The sequence below is a fragment of the Lysinibacillus halotolerans genome (genome assembly GCF_003711845.1).
GTDB lineage: Bacteria > Bacillota > Bacilli > Bacillales_A > Planococcaceae > Ureibacillus > Ureibacillus halotolerans.
Window position 1 is genome coordinate 16772 of record NZ_RHLQ01000005.1, and the last position, 24505, is coordinate 41276.

Annotated in this window: 23 protein-coding genes; 20 read left to right on the top strand and 3 right to left on the bottom strand. The window is 36.1% G+C overall.

Annotated elements, in window-relative coordinates; genetic code table 11:
- Positions 1-65: 65 nt before the first annotated feature.
- From lhaT to EC501_RS03560, 3 genes are all read left to right on the top strand, one after another.
- Positions 66-665 carry a lipoprotein heptaprenylglyceryl N-acetyltransferase LhaT gene (gene lhaT / locus EC501_RS03550; protein WP_122970918.1) on the top strand — a complete coding sequence of 200 codons (600 nt, stop codon included), beginning with the start codon at positions 66-68 and terminating at the stop codon, positions 663-665.
- Between the two features lie 62 nt (positions 666-727).
- The gene (locus tag EC501_RS03555; protein WP_122970991.1) at positions 728-1402 is read left to right on the top strand and encodes a zinc metallopeptidase; all 675 of its coding nucleotides are present in this window, start codon (positions 728-730) and stop codon (positions 1400-1402) included.
- 179 nt (positions 1403-1581) lie between these two features.
- A complete protein-coding gene (locus tag EC501_RS03560) occupies positions 1582-3783 on the top strand; it encodes an outer membrane protein assembly factor BamB family protein (protein ID WP_241559267.1) in 2202 nt (733 codons plus the stop codon).
- A 63-nt stretch (positions 3784-3846) separates the two neighbouring features.
- Here the strand turns inward: EC501_RS03560 and EC501_RS03565 are convergent, their stop codons facing one another.
- Positions 3847-4695, bottom strand: a complete 849-nt coding sequence (locus tag EC501_RS03565; protein ID WP_122970919.1) for a YitT family protein — start codon at positions 4693-4695, stop codon at positions 3847-3849.
- 283 nt (positions 4696-4978) lie between these two features.
- Between EC501_RS03565 and EC501_RS03570 the strand changes: the two genes are divergently transcribed.
- The 16 genes from EC501_RS03570 to EC501_RS03645 all read left to right on the top strand — a co-directional run bounded on the left by EC501_RS03570 (position 4979) and on the right by EC501_RS03645 (position 20614).
- Positions 4979-5311, top strand: coding sequence for a nucleotide pyrophosphohydrolase (locus EC501_RS03570; RefSeq protein ID WP_122970920.1), 333 nt, complete (start codon positions 4979-4981; stop codon positions 5309-5311).
- 2 nt (positions 5312-5313) lie between these two features.
- Positions 5314-6111 (top strand): 4-hydroxy-tetrahydrodipicolinate reductase, encoded by a 798-nt coding sequence (gene dapB, locus EC501_RS03575; protein WP_122970921.1) that lies wholly within the window; start codon positions 5314-5316, stop codon positions 6109-6111.
- Between the two features lie 14 nt (positions 6112-6125).
- Positions 6126-6530 (top strand): methylglyoxal synthase, encoded by a 405-nt coding sequence (mgsA, locus tag EC501_RS03580; RefSeq protein ID WP_122970922.1) that lies wholly within the window; start codon positions 6126-6128, stop codon positions 6528-6530.
- A 202-nt stretch (positions 6531-6732) separates the two neighbouring features.
- The gene (bshA, locus tag EC501_RS03585) at positions 6733-7869 is read left to right on the top strand and encodes an N-acetyl-alpha-D-glucosaminyl L-malate synthase BshA (protein ID WP_122970923.1); all 1137 of its coding nucleotides are present in this window, start codon (positions 6733-6735) and stop codon (positions 7867-7869) included.
- Positions 7866-9050, top strand: coding sequence for a CCA tRNA nucleotidyltransferase (locus EC501_RS03590; RefSeq protein WP_122970924.1), 1185 nt, complete (start codon positions 7866-7868; stop codon positions 9048-9050). The genes bshA and EC501_RS03590 overlap by 4 nt, the downstream gene beginning before the upstream one ends.
- Positions 9028-10011 (top strand): biotin--[acetyl-CoA-carboxylase] ligase, encoded by a 984-nt coding sequence (locus EC501_RS03595; protein ID WP_122970925.1) that lies wholly within the window; start codon positions 9028-9030, stop codon positions 10009-10011. Before EC501_RS03590 ends, EC501_RS03595 begins: the two co-directional genes overlap by 23 nt.
- Positions 10012-10506: 495 nt before the next feature.
- A complete protein-coding gene (gene panB / locus EC501_RS03600; RefSeq protein WP_122970926.1) occupies positions 10507-11343 on the top strand; it encodes a 3-methyl-2-oxobutanoate hydroxymethyltransferase in 837 nt (278 codons plus the stop codon).
- Positions 11343-12206: a pantoate--beta-alanine ligase gene (panC, locus tag EC501_RS03605; RefSeq protein WP_122970927.1), complete on the top strand. Its 864-nt coding sequence runs from the start codon at positions 11343-11345 to the stop codon at positions 12204-12206. Before panB ends, panC begins: the two co-directional genes overlap by 1 nt.
- On the top strand, positions 12199-12582 hold the full coding sequence (gene panD, locus EC501_RS03610) for an aspartate 1-decarboxylase (protein ID WP_122970928.1): 384 nt from the start codon (positions 12199-12201) through the stop codon (positions 12580-12582). Before panC ends, panD begins: the two co-directional genes overlap by 8 nt.
- 306 nt (positions 12583-12888) lie before the next feature.
- Entirely contained in the window at positions 12889-15702 is a 2814-nt protein-coding gene (gene dinG / locus EC501_RS03615; protein ID WP_122970929.1) for an ATP-dependent DNA helicase DinG, read from the top strand.
- Between the two features lie 30 nt (positions 15703-15732).
- On the top strand, positions 15733-16215 hold the full coding sequence (locus tag EC501_RS03620; protein WP_122970930.1) for a cell wall elongation regulator TseB-like domain-containing protein: 483 nt from the start codon (positions 15733-15735) through the stop codon (positions 16213-16215).
- 15 nt (positions 16216-16230) lie between these two features.
- Positions 16231-17424 (top strand): pyridoxal phosphate-dependent aminotransferase, encoded by a 1194-nt coding sequence (locus EC501_RS03625; RefSeq protein WP_122970931.1) that lies wholly within the window; start codon positions 16231-16233, stop codon positions 17422-17424.
- A 66-nt stretch (positions 17425-17490) separates the two neighbouring features.
- The gene (gene asnS / locus EC501_RS03630; RefSeq protein ID WP_122970932.1) at positions 17491-18786 is read left to right on the top strand and encodes an asparagine--tRNA ligase; all 1296 of its coding nucleotides are present in this window, start codon (positions 17491-17493) and stop codon (positions 18784-18786) included.
- An 86-nt stretch (positions 18787-18872) separates the two neighbouring features.
- A complete protein-coding gene (locus EC501_RS03635) occupies positions 18873-19595 on the top strand; it encodes a DnaD domain-containing protein (RefSeq protein WP_122970933.1) in 723 nt (240 codons plus the stop codon).
- A gap of 10 nt (positions 19596-19605) precedes the next feature.
- Entirely contained in the window at positions 19606-20271 is a 666-nt protein-coding gene (gene nth / locus EC501_RS03640) for an endonuclease III (RefSeq protein ID WP_122970934.1), read from the top strand.
- Entirely contained in the window at positions 20264-20614 is a 351-nt protein-coding gene (locus EC501_RS03645; RefSeq protein ID WP_122970935.1) for a YpoC family protein, read from the top strand. The genes nth and EC501_RS03645 overlap by 8 nt, the downstream gene beginning before the upstream one ends.
- A gap of 47 nt (positions 20615-20661) precedes the next feature.
- Here the strand turns inward: EC501_RS03645 and EC501_RS03650 are convergent, their stop codons facing one another.
- Both EC501_RS03650 and recU read right to left on the bottom strand, forming a co-directional pair.
- On the bottom strand, positions 20662-23328 hold the full coding sequence (locus EC501_RS03650; RefSeq protein ID WP_122970936.1) for a penicillin-binding protein 1A: 2667 nt from the start codon (positions 23326-23328) through the stop codon (positions 20662-20664).
- Between the two features lie 26 nt (positions 23329-23354).
- Positions 23355-23999, bottom strand: a complete 645-nt coding sequence (gene recU, locus EC501_RS03655) for a Holliday junction resolvase RecU (protein ID WP_122970993.1) — start codon at positions 23997-23999, stop codon at positions 23355-23357.
- A gap of 279 nt (positions 24000-24278) precedes the next feature.
- Here recU and EC501_RS03660 point away from each other — a divergent pair, with 279 nt between their 5' ends.
- Complete coding sequence (locus EC501_RS03660; RefSeq protein ID WP_122970937.1) at positions 24279-24476, top strand: endonuclease; 198 nt, start codon at positions 24279-24281, stop codon at positions 24474-24476.
- Positions 24477-24505 lie beyond the last annotated feature (29 nt).

The window sequence follows — 24505 nt, forward strand, 5'->3', positions numbered from 1 at the left end:
CTTTTTTACATATAAGCTTCCATGAAAAAAATACATAAAATTTGTCAGACAAAAGGGGATAAGGTATGAAGTCATTGTTAACGCAAGCTTGGTTTCTATTAACTCATCGCTCATTTTTAACATTATTATTCTTTATAAACCTTTTTGGAACAATTTACGGTTATATATGGTATGGGTGGCAATTATCTGTAACGGAGCCTCAATTTTTAATATTTGTACCAGATAGTCCAACAGCGAGTTTATTTTTTTGTATAGCAATCATTGGATGGATTTTTGGAAAACATTTTAAATTAATTGAAGCATTAGCACTCATTACGTTAGTGAAATATGGAGTTTGGGCAGTGGTCATGAATTTACTAACTTTAGGAGAAACGGGATCCATCGGTTTAGCTGGTTGGATGCTTGTTGTTTCCCATGGTTTAATGGCTGTTGAAGGATTACTGTATATGGCGAAATATCGTTTTACGATGATTCATATTGCAATAGCTGCTATTTGGACATTGCATAATGACGTAATTGACTATGTATATGGACAAATGCCGATTTATCGAATATTAGAACAATATTCAAATCATATTGGCTATTTTACTTTTTGGTTATCTATTGTCTGCATTATCATTGCTTATTCTGTATATAATAAGCGTGAATATTTGCATAAGTTATAGTAAATCATTAAAATTATAAATATAGTAAGTTAAAGAAAGGACGAGGGTAATTGACAACAGGGATGTATATAATTTACTTTCTGATTATATTAATTTTACCAATTTATGCACAAATTAAAGTAAAAAACGCCTATAGAAAGTTTTCTCAAGTACCTGCAACGAAAGGTATGACTGGTGCACAGGTTGCTCGTATGATTTTAGACCATCATGGATTATTTGATGTACGGGTAGTACCAACGCAAGGTGTTTTGGCAGACCATTATAACCCGGCGACAAAAACGGTTGCCCTTTCTGAAGATAATTACTACAATTCATCAATCGCAGGAACAGCAGTTGCAGCCCATGAAGTTGGACACGCAATTCAACATAAGGAAGCCTATTCTTTCCTGACTTTACGTTCAAAACTTGTACCAGTAGCAAATATTTCTTCTAATGCATCATGGATTTTTGTTATGATCGGTATTTTTGCTGCAAGTACAAATATGTTGTTGTTAGGTATTGTGTTATTAGCAGCAGGTGTATTATTCCAAATTGTTACTTTACCTGTTGAATTTGATGCTTCTAGACGAGCAATGAATGAAGTGGTTTCACTAGGAATCATTTCAAACAATGAAGAACGTAGTGCGAAAAAAGTATTAAGTGCAGCTGCCATGACATATGTTGCTGCAGCAGCAGTTGCAGTACTTGAGTTACTTCGTTTAGTGTTAATATATACAAACATGAAATCAGAAGATTAAATATAACTTTAATCCAAAATGTAACCGACCTATTATAGGTCGGTTTTTTTATTTATTTTACAAAATATTTTATAACAAATAATATCTATAGACCTAGATTAATAGAATATAGAAATCGTTGGATGTTATGAAAGCGCAACCAAGTGCTTTGCATAAAGGAAAATAAAGGGGGGAGAACAATGAAAATTAGTGGGACGAAAATGATTTTGTTTGGGTTTATAACATTTATTGTTATTATCGGGTTAGCTTATTGGGCAGGGGTGTTATCAAAACAAATTGTAGAGGATGGTAAAGAAGAGGAAAGTGGATTTATTATTGACTCTTCAGATGATAAAGAAAGCAGTGGAAGGGATCCGGGTCAGCCGAATATTAAAGTTAGTTACGCAGAGGATGAATGGCTGACTCATGGGGGTGATTATTACAATCGCCGTTTTTCACAATTAGATCAAATTAATCTTGAAACAATTGGAAATTTAAAGCCTGAATGGGTAACAAGTCTTGGAGCAAGTCTTGATATGAAATATTCAGGTGAAGCAACACCTATCGTAATCGATGGTGTAATGTACATTGCGACGGCAGAAAATGATATTTTAGCCCTTGATGCTAAAACGGGTGGGAAAATTTGGGAATATCGCCCTGAAATTGAACAGAAATTAGACACGGTTTGTTGTGGTTGGACGACTCGGGGAGTAGCTGTAGCAGATGGAAAAGTTTATGCTGGCCTATTAGATGCTAGATTAATAGCTTTAGACCAAAAAACTGGAGAACTTCTTTGGGAGACAGAAGTAGCTGACTGGGAAGAAGGATATACGATTACAAGTGCACCTCTATATTACAACGGCAAAATTTATACAGGTGTTGCTGGTGGGGAATATGGAATTCGTGGACGGATAATGGCCTATGATGCAGAATATGGCCACGAAGTTTGGAGATGGTATTCCATTCCTTCACCATATGAAGAAAATGGTGATACATGGCCAGACGATGAAGATAAAAACTGGCTACATGGTGGAGCACCAATATGGAATACACCAGCAGTGGATCCTGAACTTGGCTATATTTACTTTGTAACCGGAAATACATCACCAGACTTAGATGGAAGTAAAAGGGAAGGAGATAATTTATACGCCAATTCGATTATTGCATTAAATGCAGAAACAGGAGAATACATTTGGCATTTTCAACAAGTCCATCATGATATATGGGATTTAGATCCCACGAACCCGGTTATTTTATTTGATGTAGAAATCAATGGTGAAAAGAGAAAAGCATTAGGTGAAGCTGGGAAAACAGGATGGATTTACTTCTTAGATCGAACAGATGGAACACCATTAATTGGAATTGAAGAAAAGGAAGTACCCCAGTTGGCGGAACAAAAAACATCACCGACACAGCCATTCCCGATTGGAGACTCTTTCGTTCCACAGGAAGTAACGGAGGAAGATGTAGAAAGGGATTTAGCTGATGATTTCGAAGGGAAAATTGGATCCATTTTCACACCGTTCTGGGATGAACCAGTAACGTTAAAACCTTCAGCATTTGGTGGTGCCAATTGGCCACCTTCAGCTTATTCACCTGAAACGGAATATTTTTATGTTTTAGGAACGGATGGATATATTGCTTTATCAAGAATGGATGAAGATATATACGAAGAGGGTGGTATGTACATTGGCAGTATTATGGTACCTGTTTCAGATGCTCCGCAAAGAGGTACCGTTACGGCAATGGATGTAAAAACAAATAAAATTGCTTGGCAAGTTGTTTGGGATGACAATGCCTATTCGGGAGTGCTTGCAACAGCAGGTGATCTCATTTTTGTTGGACATAATGACGGTCGACTCATTGCCTACAATGCTAAAACTGGAGAAGAAGTATGGAGCTATAAAATGGATGCAGGGGCAAATGCACCTTCAGTCACATATGAAATTGATGGGGAACAATATTTATCCATTTTTGCGGCAGGAAACTCATTAGCCGGTTCTGTTCACGGTGATAAAGTATATACGTTTAAAATAGATGGAAAATGGAACGGAACGCCGATTGATGCTTCTGAAAAAAGTTCTGGTGAGAAAGTTGTAACGACGGAACAACCTAAAGAAACAGAACAATCCGATACAACAGGTGATACAACAGATCCTTATGAATTAGGCCTTTCAGTATATGAAGGAAATTGTTTATCTTGCCATGGGAATATGGGGGAAAATGGCCATAATGGTCCGAACTTACAACTAAGTGAGTTTGCCGAAAACTATGAAAATGTAGTGGAAAAGGTTAAAAATGGAGGAGAGGTAATGCCTGCTTTTGGAGAAAATTTAACTGAAGAAGAAATTGAAGCAGTAGCTAAATATGTAAATGAAGTATTAACAAAAGCAGACGAATAAAAAATAAATGGGGTGGCTAGTATGACAGCCATCCCACTTTTCGTTGAGCTTGTAGTGATACGTTTAATCATCTATTTTAAAACCTTCACCCGTTACATCTCTAACATCAATAATTGAAACAAAGGCATTCGGATCAATACTTCGTACAATGGATTTTAGGCGCACAATTTCTCTTGTCGCAACGATACAATACAGCACATCTTTCGATTGTTTTGTATAATGACCGTATCCGTGAAACACTGTAATCCCTCTTTCCATTTTTTCAGAAATGAAGTTGGCAATTTCCTCTGGATGGTTTGATATGATTAATGCGGCCTTTGCTGAATAAGCTCCTTCTTGTACCATATCAATCACCCTTGCTCCGACATACACAGCGACTAATGTGTACATCATAGAGCGAGCATCTAAGAAAGTAGCCCAAGATGCAAGAATTACAAAGGCGTCAAATAGGAACATCGTACGGCCCATGCTCCATCCTAGATACTTGTTGGCAATTCGTGCAATGATGTCTACTCCTCCTGTAGTACCACCACATCGGAAGATAATTCCTAAACCTATACCGACAAAAACACCGGCAAATAAAGAAGCTAATAATAAATCATCCTGTAAATTTAGTTTAAACTGATATACTTGAAACAGTCTTAAAAAGATGGAAACAGCTACGGTACCAATAATTGTATAAATAAATTCGATTCTGCGGAACAATTTCCATCCTATTATAAACATTGGTATATTTAGAATTAAGTTCATAATTGCTGGATCCAAATTTAAAGTGAAGTATAATATTAACGTAATTCCACTAAATCCGCCTTCACCAAGCTCATTTTGCATATTAAAATGGACAAAACCAAAACTATAAATGGCTGCACCAATTATAATTCCGATAATGTTTCGAATATTTAACCCTTTCAAATGTAAACCTCCTACTGTAAGCCAAATAAATTTTCATTTCTAGTAACATGCTGTACGATGTATTTGCATGAACTTGCAAAAGTGGTACACCCTTCAATATTGTGAATGAAAAATTAAAAAGGTGTAATATAGTTTCTACAAGAAAAGCATGATTGGATAACGACCAATAAGTGTGATAAATGAATTTTCCACTGATTGATAGTTTCACCTTATTATGTTGTATTTTTCATCTTTTGACAACCGAGCCTTAAATTATTTACGATGTTAGTAGGAGCGTGTTATGATGACGAGTGAGCTTTCTTTGCAACAATTACAGAAAAAAGTAGATGATTACATAAGTCAATTTAAGGAAGGATATTTTCCTCCCTTTGAAATGATAGCAAGATTAACAGAAGAGTTAGGCGAATTATCGCGAGAAGTTCAAGATGTTTATGGTCATAAAAAGAAAAAGAGTACTGAATCAAAAAATAGTATTGAAGAAGAATTAGGAGACTTTTTCTTTGTATTAGTATGTTTTGCAAACGCACAAGGTATCCAATTAGATGATGCGTTATTAAAAGTATTACATAAATTTGAAACGAGAGATAAAGATCGTTGGACACGAAAGGAAGAGTAACAATGACGATTCGAGTAGCAATTGCTGGAGCAAGAGGAAAAATGGGCTCAGAAGCAGTGAAGACCGTATATAAACGGGATGGGCTAGAACTAGTGGCTGCCTTAGATTATAAACATGTTGGAGAGAGTTTATCTGAACTAGAAATCTTCCCTCCAAATTTGGATGTTCCGATATATACAAACTTAACTCAATTAATCAGTGAAACAATGCCAGATGTATTAATTGATTTAACAAATCCGGACTCTGTGTATGAACATACAAAAGAAGCAATGTTACATAATGTACGAACGGTTGTTGGTACGACAGGCTTTACTGATGAACAATTGGAGGAATTAACAAGCTTAGCGAAAACGAACAAAGTTGGCTGTATTATTGCTCCTAATTTTGCTATCGGTGCTGTTTTAATGATGAAATTTGCAAAGGAAGCAGCAAAATACTTACCCCATGTTGAAATTATTGAATTACACCATGACCGAAAACTCGACGCGCCTTCAGGGACAGGTAAGAAAACAGCTCAAATGATTTCGGAAGTACGAGAGGCTAGAAGACAGGGGCACGAATTCGAAACTGAAACGATGCCTGGTGCAAGAGGTGCAGATTTTGAAGGGATGAGAATTCACTCTGTTCGTTTACCTGGATTAGTTGCCCATCAAGAAGTACTATTTGGTGGAGAAGGGCAAATGCTGACGATCCGTCATGATTCGTATAACCGGGAATCATTCATGGGTGGAGTCGTTTATTGTGTTGAAACTGTGATGACGTTAGAAGAATTAGTTTATGGATTAGAAAACATCCTATAGAATGGAGATTTGAAATGAAAATTGCCCTTATTGCGCACGATCGAAAAAAAGATAGTCTAGTTGAGTTTGCTATTGCATATAAAGAGATATTACAACATCATGACCTTTTTGCAACTGGGACAACGGGACAGCGAATTCATGATGAAGTTGGTTTAAAAGTGACAAGATTTCGTTCAGGTCCATTAGGAGGCGATCAACAAATTGGTGCGATGATTGCTAATAATGATATGGATATGGTATTTTTTTTCCGAGATCCTTTAACTGCACAGCCCCATGAACCAGATGTGACGGCTCTTGTACGTTTATGTGATGTTTACCACATTCCGTTAGCAACGAATATGGGAACAGCTGAAATTTTACTAAAAGGATTACAAGAAGGCTTTGTAGATTGGCGATTAATTCAAGAGAGACGTAAATAAATTCATATTAAGTTACTGATTCTAAAATTTATCTTTAAAATGGTTGTTAATTAGCTGAATATATAGTGAACTTCTGGCGGATGCGACTCTATGTTTATGAAACGAACAATGATGCGCATTAATGAATCTACTCATATTTGATTAATTAATTTGTTTTAGATTAAAGTAATTAAATATTTTGGTTAGAGAGGATGAACGTCGGATGAGAAAATTAAAAATTGGTATTACATGTTATCCAACAGTTGGAGGTTCGGGTGTACTTGCAACAGAACTAGGTAAAATGCTTGCAGAAAGAGGTCATGAAATTCATTTCATTACTTCCAGTGTGCCATTTCGACTGAAGAAAATTTATCCGAACGTATTTTTCCATGAGGTAGAAGTGAGTAATTATTCAGTATTTCAATATTCTCCATATGACATAGCTTTAGCGAGTAAAATGGCCGATGTTATAAAAGAGGAAAAGTTAGATGTATTGCACGTTCATTATGCGATACCCCATGCCGTATGTGCAGTTCTAGCCCGTGAAATGAGCGGTGAAAATATAGGAATTGTAACAACATTACATGGAACTGACATTTCTGTTTTAGGTCAAGATTCGACCATGGCACAAGCGATTCGATACGGTATTAATAAATCCGACATTGTAACGGCTGTTTCAAATTCGTTAAAAGAACAAACTTATGAATTAATTGATTCGACAAAAGAAATTGAAACTGTTTATAATTTTGTCGATGAATCGGTATTTAAACCTATTGATTCAAGTCATTTAAAAGAACAATTTGGCATTCGGCCAGATGAACGGGTTATGATACATGTATCTAACTTCCGGAAAATTAAAAACTTACCAGATATCGTCAATGTATTTTATAAAGTACGTGAACAAATGCCTGCAAAGTTACTTCTTGTTGGTGATGGACCGGAAAAACAACGGGTGATGGATTTAGTGAAGTTATCACCTTATAAACAAGATGTTTTATTTTTAGGAAAACAAGAAAATGTTGCAGAGTTATTTGGTATTAGTGATTTAAAATTATTAATGTCTGAAAAAGAATCCTTTGGTTTAGTTCTTTTAGAAGCAATGGCTTGTGGTGTACCTGGTATTGGCACGAATATTGGTGGAATTCCAGAAGTAATCGACCATGGAGAAAATGGTTACCTTGTAGAACTAGGGGACGTTCACCAAGCTGCCCAGTATGCAATCGAGTTATTACAAGACGAAGAAGAGCTGATTAAGTTCCGTCAAGCAGCAATTAATACGGTACAAACAAAATTTTTAGCTAAACCGATTATTGATCATTATGAACAATTATATGAACGATTGGTGGCACTAAGAGTATGAAAAAAAGTGAGGAATGGCTTGTTGCTTTAAAGGTCATTGACAAAATTGAGAAGGCTGGATTTGATGCGGTCATTGTAGGTGGAGCCGTACGAGACTACTTACTAAATAAAAGTGTTAATGATGTAGATGTGGCAACAAGTGCATTACCTTCTGAAGTAAAGGAAATTTTTTCATCTACCGTTGATGTTGGAATTGATCATGGTACGGTTTTAGTTCTAGATGAAGGGCAACCTGTTGAAGTAACTACATTTCGTACTGAAGGTACATACACAGACTACAGAAGACCAGAAGAAGTAACATTTGTACGTACTTTACAAGAGGATCTCGAACGACGCGACTTTACCATTAATGCAATGGCCATATTAAAAAATGGTACGATTATTGATTTATTCGGCGGTCAAGAGGATATTGAAAAGAAAGTTATTCGAGCAGTAGGAGATCCGAATGTACGATTTCGAGAAGATGCTTTGAGAATGTTAAGAGCGATTCGATTTAGCGCTCAACTCGGATTTACGATTGAGGAAAAAACATTAAAAGCAATTCAAATTGATAGTGATTTAATTGATTTTATTGCCAAAGAACGAATTACAATGGAAATGGCAAAAATATGGAAAAGTGACTATGTATATGAAGGATTAAAATGGCTCGTTGTAAGTAAATTAGCCCCCTATTTAGTTGGAGATTTTAAAAATCAACTGAAAAGTTGGAAGGAATTTCGATCGAATAAGCCGGAAGTTGGTTGGGCTTATTTGTGTTTGTTAAATCGAAAGGACATTCAACATATTTTTGATTTTTACCGATTGTCGAAAAAAGAAAAAACATTTATTCGAGATGTTTTAAATTTATATGACGCATTGTTACAAAAGTGGACATTAATGGATTATTTTTCAAATGAACTATTAGTTTTAGAAACTGCCTACGATTTCGCTATATGGCAACATCATTCCGTTCCCTTTTCAAAAGAGGATATTGCAAAAGTAAAAGAAAACTTGCCAATTCAAAAAGTGGATGAACTGGCAATCAACGGAAACCATCTTATCAATTGGACCGATAAAAAAAGAGGACCATGGATTAAAGTGGCACTTGATGCAGCACTAATAGCGGTTTTAAATAGATATGTGGAAAATGAAGAAGAGAAACTGAAGGAATGGTTCTTAAATGACTTTATCGATGAAAGATGAAATATTAAAACGTTTTTTATCTGCTAATGGTGAGCCCATTAGTGGGCAACGATTAGCAGATGATTTAGGTATTTCTCGAACGGCAATATGGAAACATTTACAGACGTTACAAGAGGAAGGCTATACATTTGAAACGATAAAGAAAAAAGGATACGTTTTAATGACAAAGCCAGACAAAGTGGAAGCACCAAGAGTAACAGCGTTTTTAAAGACTGAACGCTTCGGTCAAACGATTCATTATTTAGAAGAATGTACGTCAACCCAAACAATTGCCTATGAATTAGCGCGGAATGGGGCAAAGGATGGAACATTAGTAATCGCAGAGACGCAAACAATGGGGAAAGGGCGAATGAGCCGTCCTTGGGAGTCGACGAAAGGAAAAGGGATTTGGATGACGATTATTATTCGTCCAGATATTTTACCTCATCAAGCTCCCCAGTTTACATTGGTGGCTGCAGTTTCCATTGTCAATGCGATGAAATCCCTTTGTCATCAATTTAGTCCTTATATTAAATGGCCAAATGATATTTTAATCAATGGACGTAAATGTACAGGAATATTAACGGAAATGATTGCTGAAATGGATCGAGTTCAATGCCTTTTAATAGGGATGGGCATTAATGTAAATCAAGAACTTTCTGATTTTCCGGAGGAGCTTCATCCAATCGCCACATCTTTGAGAATTGAAGAAAAGAAACCTTTGAACCGGGCTGAACTTGTTGGAACTATATTAAATTATTTAGAGAAGTATTGTGACCTTTATGTGAAAGATGGATTTGCCCCAATTAAACTATTATGGGAAGAAGCTTCTGGAACAATCGGTAAAAGAATTAGAGCAACAACGTTAACAGAAGTTATTGAAGGTAAAGCGATTGGTATTACGGAATCGGGTGTATTAGAAATTCAATTGGATAACGGGGAAATTAAAAACGTTTATTCAGCAGACATTGAATTAAAATAACCTTTTTAAAGAGAATGTTTTCCTTCTCCATAAAAAATTTTACCCTTATTTGTAGTGGATTACTTCAACTATGAATGAGGGTTTTATTTTTCTTACAAATGGAATTTTTGCTATACCTTTTCGTCAAAACTTGTTATAGTAGCGGTAAGGACAGTATCGATATAGAACTGTACCTTAAAACATGTTTAAATACTAAAAATGATCTGCCTTGATCTGGAAAGACAGGGACGGAAGAAAACAATGCGTTGAATTATTGAATTATACTGATTTAGGTATAAATTCACACAAATCAGTATAAAAAATGCATCTGAAGTAGATGTATTTGATCGATAACGCTATCCTTCTGTCCATTTTTAGACAGAAGGATATTTTTATGTTGATAAAAGATTCGTTGACTCAATTATCAGCATAAGAAAAACATCGTATCGTCATTAATGGCGTTCAAAAGTGTTTTTCGACTTGTTTTCTTCTTTTAAAAAAGGAGGAGAAAAAGTAATGAAAAGTACAAATGATTTTTTGAAGATGAAGTCACAAGGTGAAAAAATTGTGATGATTACGGCGTATGACTACCCATCTGCCAAATTTTCAGAAGAAGCTGAAGTCGATATGATTTTAGTTGGTGACTCTTTAGGGATGGTTGTTCTCGGTTATGATTCTACCATTCCTGTGACAGTGGAAGATATGATTCATCATGCAAAGGCGGTGCGACGAGGTGCTCCAAATACCTTTGTTGTAGTCGATATGCCCTTTGGTTCTTACCATGGTGATGTAAATGAAACGTTAAAAACAGCCGTGAGAATGATGCAAGAAACGGGAGCAGATGCATTAAAGCTAGAGGGCGCTGGTGACGTAGCCAAAGCTATTGGGAAATTAACAAGTGTAGGGATACCAGTAGTTGCCCATTTAGGATTGCAACCTCAACTTGTAGGCGTACTTGGCGGCTATAAAGTACAAGGGAAATCAGCGGAACAGGCGTTAAAATTAATGAAAGAAGCGAAAGAATGCGAGGCTGCTGGTGCATGTGCGGTTGTTCTTGAATGTATCCCTTATCAATTAACAGAGGAAGTTTCAAAGGAATTAAGCATTCCTACGATTGGTATTGGAGCAGGTCCAACTGCTGACGGTCAAGTGCTCGTTCATCATGATTTATTACGTTATGGAAAACATCATATTCCTAAATTTGTTGAAAGTTTTGCCTTCGTAGGGGATGAAGTCGAAAAAGGAATAAAAGGCTATAAAAAAGCTGTAAAAGAAGGTTCGTTTCCGACCGTTGCCCATAGTTTTACGATGAAGGAAGAAGAATTATCGCAAATTTATGGGGGCGTCAAGTAATGGAAGTTGTAACGAAAATTGTCCAGTTAAAATCCATTGTGAGTCGGGTAAAAGGGGAAGGAAAAACGATTGGTCTTGTACCAACAATGGGTTACTTGCATGAAGGCCATCTAACTTTGGCAAAAGAAGCTAGAAAAGAAAATGATTTTGTCGTTATGAGCATTTTTGTTAATCCAACCCAATTTGGTCCAAACGAAGATTTTCTATCTTATCCTAGAGATTTAGAACGCGATAAAAGATTAGCAGAGTCAGCTAGTGTGGATGTCATTTTTGCTCCGTCGGTAGAAGAAATGTATCCGACAAATGGAGGGATTTCTATCCATGCTGGTAGACAATCGGAAATTTTATGTGGAGCATCCCGACCAGGGCATTTTGATGGTGTACTGCAAGTTGTAACGAAGTTGTTCCATTTAGCAGAACCAAATCGAGCATACTTTGGACAAAAGGATGCCCAACAAGTCGCGATCGTTCAAACGTTAGTAAGGGATTATAATTTTCCTTTAGAAATTCGGACTGTTCCAATTGTAAGGGAAGAAGACGGATTGGCGAAATCTTCTCGTAATGTTTATTTATCAAAATTAGAGAGGGAAGAAGCACGAGCTATTTATGAAGCATTGCAAATAGCAAAAGAAACATTTCTTTCTTCTTATCATGTGAAAATGGCCTTAGATGAAGCTAAAGCATACATTTTAAGTAAAACAACCGGGGAAATCGATTACTTAGAGCTATTATCTTATCCAGATTTACAGCCAGTTACTGAAGACACAAAGCAGTTTTTACTAGCTACAGCTGTCTATATTGGTAAAACAAGACTCATTGACAATATTATTTTTTCTATAGAAGGGGAAACAGCAAATGTTTAGAATGATGATGAATAGTAAAATCCATCGGGCACAAGTAACACAAGCAGATTTGAATTATGTCGGCTCTATTACAATTGACGAGGACATTCTTGATGCGGTTGGCATGCTTCCAAATGAAAAGGTTCATGTAGTGAATAATAATAACGGAGCCCGTTTTGAAACTTATATTATTGCAGGAGAGCGTGGAAGCGGGGTTATTTGCGTGAACGGAGCAGCCGCAAGACTCGTTCAAAAGGGTGATATTGTCATTATCATTTCTTATGTTTATGTGACAAATGAAGAAGCAAAGGATCACCAGCCAACAGTGGCGATTATGGGCGATAATAATACGATAAAAGAAATGATTTCCTATGAACCAGAAGCGACAATAAAATAAAATTTTACTTGTTATTCTCTTTAATATCATATAATATATATAGAAGGTGCCAAACCTAGTAAAGTATATACTTTACAACCAAAGTACTCATTACGACACGGATTTGTCGGAGTACTTTGTTTTTATGAGCAGGGAGATGAGCCCCTGCTCTTTTTCATTTCCAATAAAAGATAAAAATGAACAATTTGTCTCAAAGGTCCATGTGACTTTTGAGATTTTTTTCGTTTCTGTATTACAATAACATGACCGGTTGACAGTACATATGATAAAATTCGCTTATAATTATTTAAATTGTGAGTTGAGAAAATGATGGAAAGTCAGAAATATGCAATTGTTGATATCGAGACAACTGGACATTCCCAAGCAAATGGGGACCGAATGATTCAAATAGCAATTGTCATTATGAAAGATTGGTGTATTGAGAAGACTTTTACATCATTCATTCATCCTGGGAAGTCAATCCCACTATTTATTCAAGATTTAACAAACATAACAGATGATGACGTAAAAGATGCATTACCTTTTGAGGCTCATGCAGATACGATATATGAATTGATACAAGATGCTATTTTTGTTGCCCATAATACCGATTTTGATCTTTCCTTTTTACAAGGGGAGTTTAAACGAGTCGGATTGCCGAAATGGAATGGAAAGAAAATTGATACGGTTGAGCTGGCAAAAATTTTATTTCCCTCGGCTTTAAGCTACAAACTAGGAGATTTAGCAGCAGAATTAAATATTCCTTTAACTAATGCACATCGGGCAGATGATGATGCTAAGGCATGTGCCTTTCTGTTAAAAACATGTTGGGAAGAACTTTTAGTTTTGCCTCTTTCGACTTTAGAACAAATGCATAAAAAGTCCTTTCGATTAAAATCGAATTTATCCCAATTGTTTTTTGAAGCATTGCAAATCAGTCGAAGTACTGTCTCGAACGAAGATGACTTTATTTATTATAAAAAATTGGCTTTAAAGAAACCGTACGCCACTAATAAGAAGATACGCCATCAAATTGATTTTCCTGCCACGAGCGCGGAAAAAAGTACATTATTTAAAAAAGCGCTGTCGCATTTTGAAGAACGACCGAAACAATATCAAATGATGGATATCATTTGGGAACATTTAAATAACAAATCTGAAGTGATGATTGAAGCATCAACAGGTATTGGGAAAACGATTGGTTATTTAATTCCTTCAATCATCTATGCTAAACAAAACAATCGAAAAGTATGTATTAGTACGTACACGACCTACTTACTTGAACAATTATTAAGCAGTGAAATTCCAAAGGTAGAAAAAATTCTAGGCTGTCCAATTAACGTAACGTTATTAAAGGGGCGGAGAAATTATGTAGATGTTGTTGTGTTTGAACAATTAATGAAAAGTAATGATTTATCTTACGACGAAACATTAACAACCCTTCAAGTACTTGTATGGTTATCAAAGACCGAAACAGGAGATTTATCCGAATTAAATTGTTCCGGTGGAGGTCAACTGTTCATCGATAAAATTCGTAAAAATGCAGAATATGGAAAGAAAAAACAGCTTTTTGATTATTATGATCGAGCGATTCAAGAAAGCGAACATGCAGATTTAATTATTACAAACCATTCGATGTTATTAGCAGATCTTGTACGTCATGAACCAGTTTTTAATCAAATTGATGCTTGGATAATCGATGAAGCCCATCAATTTGTGCAAGCTGCTGTACAACGGGATCAAGCAATCTTTTCCTATACGAATTGGAAATATTTATTTGGTCAAATCGGTTATGCTTCTGATCATCAGTTATTTTCTATCTTTCAAAAAATTGCATTGAAAAAACAAAGGGTTCCGTTAACTTATTTCCAACAATTAGAGAAGAAATTTATGCAGATGGTTGAATTATTTGATAAAACAATACAAGAAATTCTATATCATATGCAAAAAACGTCATTACCTTCCAAGTTTGAATCAAAACAAATTGCCTTTGTACACAATATCTTAACAAATCGTGAAACGATGAATAACTTTTCGATTGCCTTGCAAGGTTGGGTTGATTTAGCTGAGCAAATATCTGTCATGTTCAAAAAGGATATCGAACAAATTGCTCCAGAACATCAATTAATATTAGAGCAGTGGGACTTTTTCGTTCGCGAATATAAAATGAAGGCAACGGAATGGGATGAAATTTTCCTACAAACTGATAACGATTATACGGCTTGGATTGAAATTGATCGAAGAAATTTACCTGGTAGTATTCGTGTGCTCAAAAAACCTATTAGTATAACTGCAACCATTCAACAATTATTTGAGTCTATACGAAAGACTTCTGCTGTTATTTGGACTTCTGGAACTTTAACTGTTCCAAAAAACGAACGTTTTATTGCGAATCAATTAGGAATTGATGAAAGGGTACCAATGATCGTTTTGCAGGCACCAGCCTCTTATTATAAAGGGGCAAAAGCATATGTTGTAAACGATATGCCAGATATTCAATCGGTGTCCCAAACGGATTATATTGAATCGGTAGCTCTAGCTATTACGAGAATTGTCCGAGCTACAGAAGGAAGATGTTTTGTTCTTTTCACATCACAAGATATGTTAAAAAAGACGGTAGAGCTAATTCAAGAAAGTGAATTGCTCTATGACTATATGCTGTTTGCCCAAGGCGTAACAAGTGGTAGCCGTATGCGCTTATTAAAGTCGTTCCAAAAGTTCAGCCATTCGGTGTTATTTGGAACAAATAGCTTTTGGGAAGGTGTAGATGTTCCAGGGGATGGTCTATCGTCCGTTGTTATTGTCCGCTTACCTTTTTCAGCACCAGAGGAACCAACTTTTAAAGCGAAATCGATTAGTCTACAACAACAAGGTCGAAATGCTTTTACTGAATTATCATTGCCGGAAGCGATATTACGATTTAAACAAGGTTTCGGTAGATTAATAAGAGCGTCGCAAGATAAGGGCGTATTTGTTGTGTTAGATAGAAGAATTGACACAAAATCGTATGGAGTAGAATTTTTACGTGCATTACCGCAAATTTCTGTTAATAAACTACCTCTACAAGATATGGTTTTAGAGATAGAACATTGGTATAATAACAAAGATGGGAAAAGAAAGCAGGTTGACAAAAATGAATAATAAAACTGTACAAATTTCGAAGGTGATCCGATGAAGAACTGGATAATTTTCATTTCCGTTTTTATTCTATCTTTGGCACTTGTCATTTCGGTTCTCGTAATTTGGAAATCTGATGCACCATTTGATGAAATTGAAACGAAAGCAGAAGAATTGGCATTATCTTCTGACTCACTAGCTGCTGTATCGGACTCATATGTTTATAATGGTAATAAACCATACGTTACCGTATTCGGTGAAGATAAGGACGGTAACAAAAAGGCACTATTTGTTCCAATCAATTTAGAAGAGAAAGCAATTCAGGAAGTAAATTTAAAAGATGGTATTACTGAAAAGCAAGCGTTGTCTGTTTTAAGTAAAGAAGAGGAAGTAAAAGAAATCCTTCATACAAAATTGGGCTATGAAGAAGTTGGTCCAGTTTGGGAAATTACTTATAAAAACAACTCAGACAAACTGAACTATGTCTACATTTTATTTGAAGACGGACAATGGTGGAAACGTATTTTGAACTTGTAGAGGAGAAGATTTTTGATGAAAGAATTATTAGCCAATCGTGTAAAAACTTTAACACCATCAGCAACTTTAGCGATTACGGCAAAGGCAAAAGAATTAAAAGCACAAGGAATTGATGTAATTGGGTTAGGAGCAGGAGAACCTGACTTTAATACACCAAAGAATATTCTGGATGCCGCTGCAAAATCGATGTATGACGGACATACGAAATATACTCCAGCTGGTGGACTTCCTGCGTTAAAACAAGCAATCATTGAAAAATTAGCACGAGACAACAATTTAGAATACAAACCGAATGAGATTCTTGTTGGTGTTGGGGCAAAACATGTTCTTTATACTTTATTCCAAGTCATCTTGAATGAAGGCGATGAAGTCATTATTCCAATTCCATATTGGGTATCTTATCCTGAACAAGTGAAATTAGCGGGTGGAGTACCGGTTTACGTTGAAAGTACTAGTGAACAAAATTATAAAATTACAGCATCTCAATTACGTGAAGCAATAACTGACAAAACAAAAGCCGTCATCATTAATTCACCAAGCAATCCTTCTGGTATGGTTTATACTCGTGAAGAATTAGCACAATTAGCTGCAGTTGCAGTGGAAAAAGATATTATAATCGTATCGGATGAAATTTATGAAAAACTTCTATACAATGGACTTGAACATTTTTCAATTGCCCAACTTTCTGAGGAAGTGAAGTCACGCACGATTGTCATCAATGGGGTAGCGAAATCCCATTCTATGACTGGGTGGAGAATTGGATATGCTGCTGGAAATGCTCAAATTATTAATTCGATGGCTGATTTGGCATCCCATTCAACATCGAATCCAACTACTACTTCTCAATATGCAACAATTGAGGCTTATAATGGCTCACAAGATTCCGTTGAAGAAATGAGAAAAGCATTTGAAACACGATTAGAAACAATCTATCCGAAATTAAATGCGATTCCTGGTTTCCGTGTAGTGAAGCCCCAAGGTGCATTTTACTTCTTACCAGATGTAGCAAAAGCAGCTGAAAAAACTGGATACGGGTCCGTAGATGAATTCGCGACTGCACTTCTAACTGAAGCGAATGTTGCCGTAGTACCTGGTTCAGGTTTCGGCGTACCAACAACTGTACGTTTAAGTTATGCAACTTCTTTAGAGTTACTTGAAGAAGCAGTTCGACGTATCGATCATTTCGTAAAATCAAAATGGCAAGACTAATTTTGTAAACAAGTTGGAAGTACGAAACGACAATTTGATAAAATTAGTCCTTTGTGGAGGAACAATATGAAGAAAATTATGATTCAAGACATGCCAAATCATATTGGCGAAACTGTAAAATTAGGCGTTTGGTTATCGAACAAACGTTCAAGTGGAAAAATTGCCTTTCTACAATTACGTGACGGCTCAGGCTTTGTTCAAGGAGTTATCGTAAAAGAGGAAGTAGGGGAAGAACTATTTGCGACAGCAAAAGGTTTAACTCAAGAAACATCTATGTATATTACTGGACAAGTTAAGGAAGATACTCGTTCTAGTTTTGGATGTGAACTTGCCGTAACGGATATTGAAGTGATTCATGCTGCAGTGGATTATCCTATTACACCAAAAGAACATGGTGTCGAATTTTTAATGGACAATCGTCATTTATGGCTACGTTCACGAAAACAACATGCCATCATGAAAATTCGTAATGAAGTTATCCGAGCTACATATGAATTTTTCAATAACAACGGTTTCGTTAAAATCGATCCGCCTATTTTAACAGGTTCTGCTCCTGAAGGAACGTCAGAACTATTCCATACAAAGTACTTTGATGAAGATGCGTATCTTTCTCAATCTGGTCAATTGTATATGGAAGCAGCGGCTATGGCTTTAGGAAAAGTATTCTCCTTCGGTCCTACATTCCGTGCAGAAAAGTCCAAAACTCGCCGTCATTTAATTGAGTTCTGGATGATTGAGCCGGAAATGGCATTTGTTGAATTTGAAGAAAATCTAGAAGTACAAGAACAATATGTATCTTATATTGTTCAATCCGTACTTGAAAATTGCAAATTGGAATTAGAACGATTAGGACGCGATACTTCTAAATTGGAAAACATTCAAGCACCATTCCCACGCATTACTTATGATGATGCGATTAAGTTCCTACATGAACAAGGATTTACAGATATCCAATGGGGAGATGACTTTGGAGCACCTCATGAAACGGCAATAGCCGAGCATTTCGATAAACCAGTATTTATCACTTGCTACCCAGTAGGAATTAAACCATTCTATATGCAGCCCCATCCTGAAAGAGATGATGTTGTATTATGTGCAGACTTAATTGCACCAGAAGGTTACGGTGAAATTATTGGTGGATCTGAACGTATTCATGATTATGAATTGTTAAAACAACGCATTGCAGAACATAACTTAGATGAATCTGCCTATGCTTGGTATTTAGATTTACGTAAACAAGGGTCTGTACCACACTCCGGTTTTGGTTTAGGATTAGAACGAACTGTAGCGTGGATTAGTGGTGCAGAACACGTACGTGAATGTATTCCATTCCCAAGACTTTTAAATCGTTTATATCCATAATAAATAAGGAAGATTTTTTCCTAACATAAAAAGCGTCCGTATATACGGGCGCTTTCCTTACTATAAGAATAGAAAGGAGTCTTCTTATGAACGATAAAGGACAGCGACTCCGTACGTGGACAGAGCAGGGGAATGTAACAGTTCCTCAATTTTTTTTTCAACACTATAAAGATTTAAAGATAACTGATGATGAAGCATTACTTTTATTGCATTTATTAGCTTTTCACTCTGAGGGCAATGATTTTCCAACCCCAACGGATATTGCGAAACGTTTTCATGTTAACGAAAATGATATTTCATTAAAACTGCAGCGTCTTTTACAAAAGGGCTTTTTAGAAATTAGCCAAGGAATCGATGGCAGTGGAAGATTATTTGAAAAATATTCGGTTTTCCCATTATGGGAAAGAATTTTGGATTATATCGAATCACAAGCGATGCAGAAAGAATCTCAAAAAGTGAAAAATGAAGAAGGGGAAATTTTTTCAGTATTTGAACAAGAATTTGGGCGCCTTCTATCACCAATGGAAATTGAAACGATTTCGATGTGGTTAGACGCAGATCGTCACTCCCCAGCAATTATTAAAGCAGCATTAAAAGAAGCAGTTCTAGCTGGAAAACTTTCCTTACGATATATTGATCGGATTTTATTTGAATGGAAAAAGAAAAATATTACTTCACTCAAACAAGTTGAAAATCATACAGAACAATTTCATCAAAAAACAACCGTCGTGCAACAAAAGCAAAAGTCGACGACGCAAGAAAATCAAAATAAAGTTTCCTTTTATAACTGGTTAGAAGAAAGAGAATAGGGGGTACATTATGCTTACGAAAAAACAGTGGGAGCATTGTTTAAACGTGATGGACGAAATGTTTCCAGATGCACATTGTGAGCTCGTACACGATAACCCGTTTGAGTTAACAATTGCTACATTATTGTCAGCCCAATGTACAGATGTACTTGTCAATAAAGTAACGAAGACTTTATTTCAAAAGTATAAAACGGCTGAAGATTATTTAGCTGTACCATTGGAAGAATTACAAAATGATATCCGTTCGATTGGTCTCTATCGTAATAAAGCTAAAAATATTCAAGCTTTATGTGAAAAAGTAATTACCGATTTTAATGGAGAAATTCCACAAAGTCGTGAACAACTCGTTACATTACCCGGTGTTGGACGTAAAACTGCAAATGTTGTTTTGTCAGTTGCGTTTAATATACCAGCCCTTGCAGTAGATACACATGTAGAACGTGTTTCGAAACGTTTAGGGTTATGTCGTTTAAAAGATACGGTGTTGGAAGTTGAAGAAACGATAATGAAAAAAACACCAAAGGAAAATTGGTCTAAAACCCATCATCAGTTAATTTTCTTTGGTCGTTATCATTGTAAAGCTCAAAATCCCCAATGTCATACGTGCCCGTTATTAGACATTTGTAGAGAAGGGCAGAAACGTTTGAAAAAAGGTTTGGTGAAAAACGTTGATTAAAGTAAGACCTGAAGCAATTCAAAAGGAGAAGGTTGAACCTTATTTTGCACAATGGGAGGAACTAAGTCAGCTTATTCATCAAGCCCACGATCAACGTAGTGGCGAAGCGAAATCATTAATGGATAAAGGAATTGTGCTATTTGAAGCTTGTGTATTGAACAGCTCACAAAGTAGTGAACCAACATTGGATGAAAAGGAAGAGTATGAAGTTCTTCCAATCAACGGAATGGAACGGCTTTTGTTTATTAAAGCAAGACCAGGTCAATATGCTTGCTACCGTCAATTGGATGAATTATTTAAAGAATTAAAGAAGCGATTAGCTCGTCTAAGAATTAAATCATAAGAAAAAAGGAACATCAATCATTTTCATCTGATTGATGTTCCTTTTTATTATTCTGGTGTTTCAGTCGGGTCAGTCGGTACAGTAGGAGCTTCTATTTCGCCATTACCATCCTCACTGACGTCTTCTCCGCCATTATCCCCGTTGTTTTCACCATCTTCTCCTGGTCCAAACCAGTCATCTAAATTACCATCGTCTCCGTTACCATTACCATTACCGTTACCATTACCATTCCCGTTACCATTCCCATTTCCACTACCATTCCCGTTGTTTTCATTTCCATCCCCGTTATTTCCATTATTCGGGTTTTCTGGTTTTTCAACTTCCGGTTCTTCTATTTTATTTTCAATGAAAATTGAAACGGTTGCTGGTTCACTTCGGATATCATCAGAAACGGCGACTACAGAGAATGTGTAATTACGTCCAGGTTCGATATTCGGAATTTGTAATTGTTTATCGGACGTTGTATTCACGACTACAGGTTGTTCTTGATCAACAGTCATCGATACTTCAAAGGAAACATCCAAATCTTCATTCCCTTTAGGCGCTTTAAAGTCCCAAGTTAAGTCAACAGTACTTCCTTCTTCATTGTACTTCGCTTGTAATTTAGTAGGGGCATCTAATTCAATCTCTTCGTATTTCTCTGATACTTGAGATGGTTCAGTCCCTTTAACAAACAATTCTGTTCTTCGTAATTCATTTGGTGTATATTCACTTGCTAATTGTAATGGATTTGTTCCGACTTCAATTGTTGCTTCTACAACAGAATTTGGCTTTTTAAAGTCTGATGTTTCAACATCATCAGATATTTGGCTCATAATTGATTTAAACAATCTTTGTGGTAAACGACGTTCATCCCAAGTAGTAATCGGTTCGGAACGTTGAGAGTAACCACTCCAAATGGCTATTGAATAATTTGTTGTATAGCCTGCAAACCATGAATCAGGTACACTGCTACTTGGTAAATTGAATTTATCAAAGTCTTCAGGGGAGTAATTGGTTGTACCCGTTTTACCTGCAATATCTAATCCAGGTACTGCAGCAGCGGAACCTGAAGCTCCCGGTTTATCACTTAAGACATCGCGTAAAATATCTGTTACCATATAGGCTGTATAGTCGCTCATCGCCACTTCTGGTTGTGATTTATAAGATTTTTTTGAACCGTCACGGTACTCAACTTCTTTAATCGTAGTTGGTTCGTTATAAATACCATTATTACCAAATGCAGCATAGGCAGCAGCCATTTGGATAGGGGACATATAAATCGCTCCGCCACCAATTGCATCAGACTCATATACATCTTCAGTTTCGATACCTAATTTACTAATAAATTCTTTTGCTGCATCTGTTCCAACCTCTTGTAATGTTTTAACGGCTGGTACGTTACGTGATTGGTATAATGCTTCACGTACGGTCATTGTGCCCAAATATTTATTATCCCAGTTCGTAATGACTTTATCTGAATTAGAATAAGTCATTTTTTCATCCACAATCGTTTGACCAGTTGACCATTTTAAGTTTTCAATGGCAGGACCGTAATCAAGTAAAGGTTTCATTGTTGAACCTGGTTGACGATCTTTTAAATCATCTGCATAGTTCCAACCTCTCTCTGCTCCGTAATTTCTTCCGCCACCAATTGCACGAATCTCACCCGTTTTTGTATCAATAACAGATACACCAGATTGAATATCCTCAGTAGGGAAGTTTTCAGAATCGTTCATAATATTTTCTACAACCGATTGAGCATTAGGGTCAAGAGTAGTATAAACTTTTATTCCTTCAGCTAATGCTTCTCCATCTCCGTTTTCTTCAAGTTCTTCTAATACAACATCTAAGAAGGCATCATATTTTGTGCCTGTTACAGTTTGACGTTCTTCTTCCGGTAAAACGCGGGAAGCAATTTCAACTTTTTTCGCTTCAGCAGCTTGTTCTTCTGTAATTTTTTCGTGTTGAACCATTAAATCAAGTACTAAATCCCGTCGTGCTTTCGCTCGGTCAGGATTTTTGAATGGATTATAATTGTTCGGACTTTGAGGGATACCTGCAAGTAAAGCCATTTCATCCAATTCTAATTCATCTAATTCTTTACCAAAGAAATATTCAGCAGCAGTTCCAAATCCATAAACCCTTCCAGACATAAGTACTTTGTTAAAGTACATTTCAAAAATCTCTTCTTTTGAATAATGTTTTTCTAGTTGAATCGCAAGCCATGCTTCCTGTGCTTTACGTTTTAACTTTTTGTCATTACTTAAAAATGAATTTTTTACAACTTGTTGGGTAATCGTACTTGCCCCTTGTGCACCGAAACCTTGCGTAACGTTTGCAATGACGGCACTACCTAAACGCCATATATCAAGACCGAAATGGTCAAAGAATCGTGAGTCTTCGGTTGCTAAAATAGCGTCAATCATTTCTTGAGGAATATCATCGTATTCTACATATTTACGGTCTTCTGCACCAATTTTTGCAAATAGCTCACCATTCTTATCATAAAACTCGGAAGAAATCGGATCTTTTAAAAGTTCTTCATCCAACTCGGGAGCTGAACTAGCATAATAGGCAAATAACCCAGCACCACCTAATAATCCGACAACACCAATGATAAGAATTGTAATGATAATTCGTTTTATCCAAGAACTTGCTGGTTTTTTTTGTTTTTTCTTTTGTAGTTCGCGTTCTCGTTTTAACTCTTCACGAGTGCGTCTTTTCTCAGTCAAAATAATCTCCTCGCTTTAACAATCTATTATTCTTCGTTTGTAATCAGTTTTTTTATTGCGGATAAGTAATCTATTCGTGGATTATATCCAGGCCTAATTTCAATAGTTTGTGTTTCGAATATTGATAATGGTATAGATTTTCTCCCACCTTTTTCCATTTGCCTCCAAGCATCATGAAGTACAGAAAAAGGAACCACGAAATAACGATCTAAAGTTGAAAATTTTACGATAGTAAAGGCAATTCCTTTTTGATTTGTCACATCTTTCATATGCAGAACTTGATGTTGATGGACGTTTTTTAAAGGAAAGGACGTTTTACTCTCGGTTTCCTTCGCTTCAAAATCTATATAATATCCGTTCCAAACACCGTTGTAATCAGTTGTAGATGGCGTTCGAAAGTAGGCTTCACGAATAACTGCTGCACTCCGTGACGGGTACTCTACTTTGACGATTTGAACCGGAACAGGTTTCTTATGAATGATTGCAATTTGTTGATTTAAATAGTAGGTATTCGTTTCATTAATTTCATCTTCAAGAGTTTTTCCGCGATTACTAAATGAAAGCTCCTTTTTTTTAACTGGTTTTGCCGGTTTCGAAAGGGGTTCACTCGGCTGATATAGTTTGCCATTTGGATAATGTATCACGAAAAGCACTCCTTTTTGAAAGATCATTTCTACCAACAAGTTTAACATAATTTTATCAAAGTTAAGCTAAGTACCTCTTCTATTAGGATAGACTATCGGAGGTAACTATAATCAATATATGACTAGACTTTTACTATTATATGAAATAGTTTATGGAGAAATAGATGCTAAATAAATTTACGATAAAGTTTAAGAGAAACTTTATATCGAAAAATATGTTGTTTTAGCAACCTATGTCTAGTTTTGACAAGTGGAAAGGGTTTTGAATGCTTTCAATGAATTCTATTTGTCAAAGGAGGAATGACAATGAATAGAATTCAACTACTCATTTCGCAAATTGACTACATCGACCAAATGATGACAGCTAAAATTGAAAACGAACGGGCATACATTCATAACCAATTTTTCTCTCAACTAGGAAGCACTTATCAAAAAGTAAGCTTAGCAGAAAAGCATTATCATGTAAAGAATACTTGTTCCCCTATTGCTAGAGAATTAGCTTAGTTTTTGGTACACTTAAGAAACAAAATAGG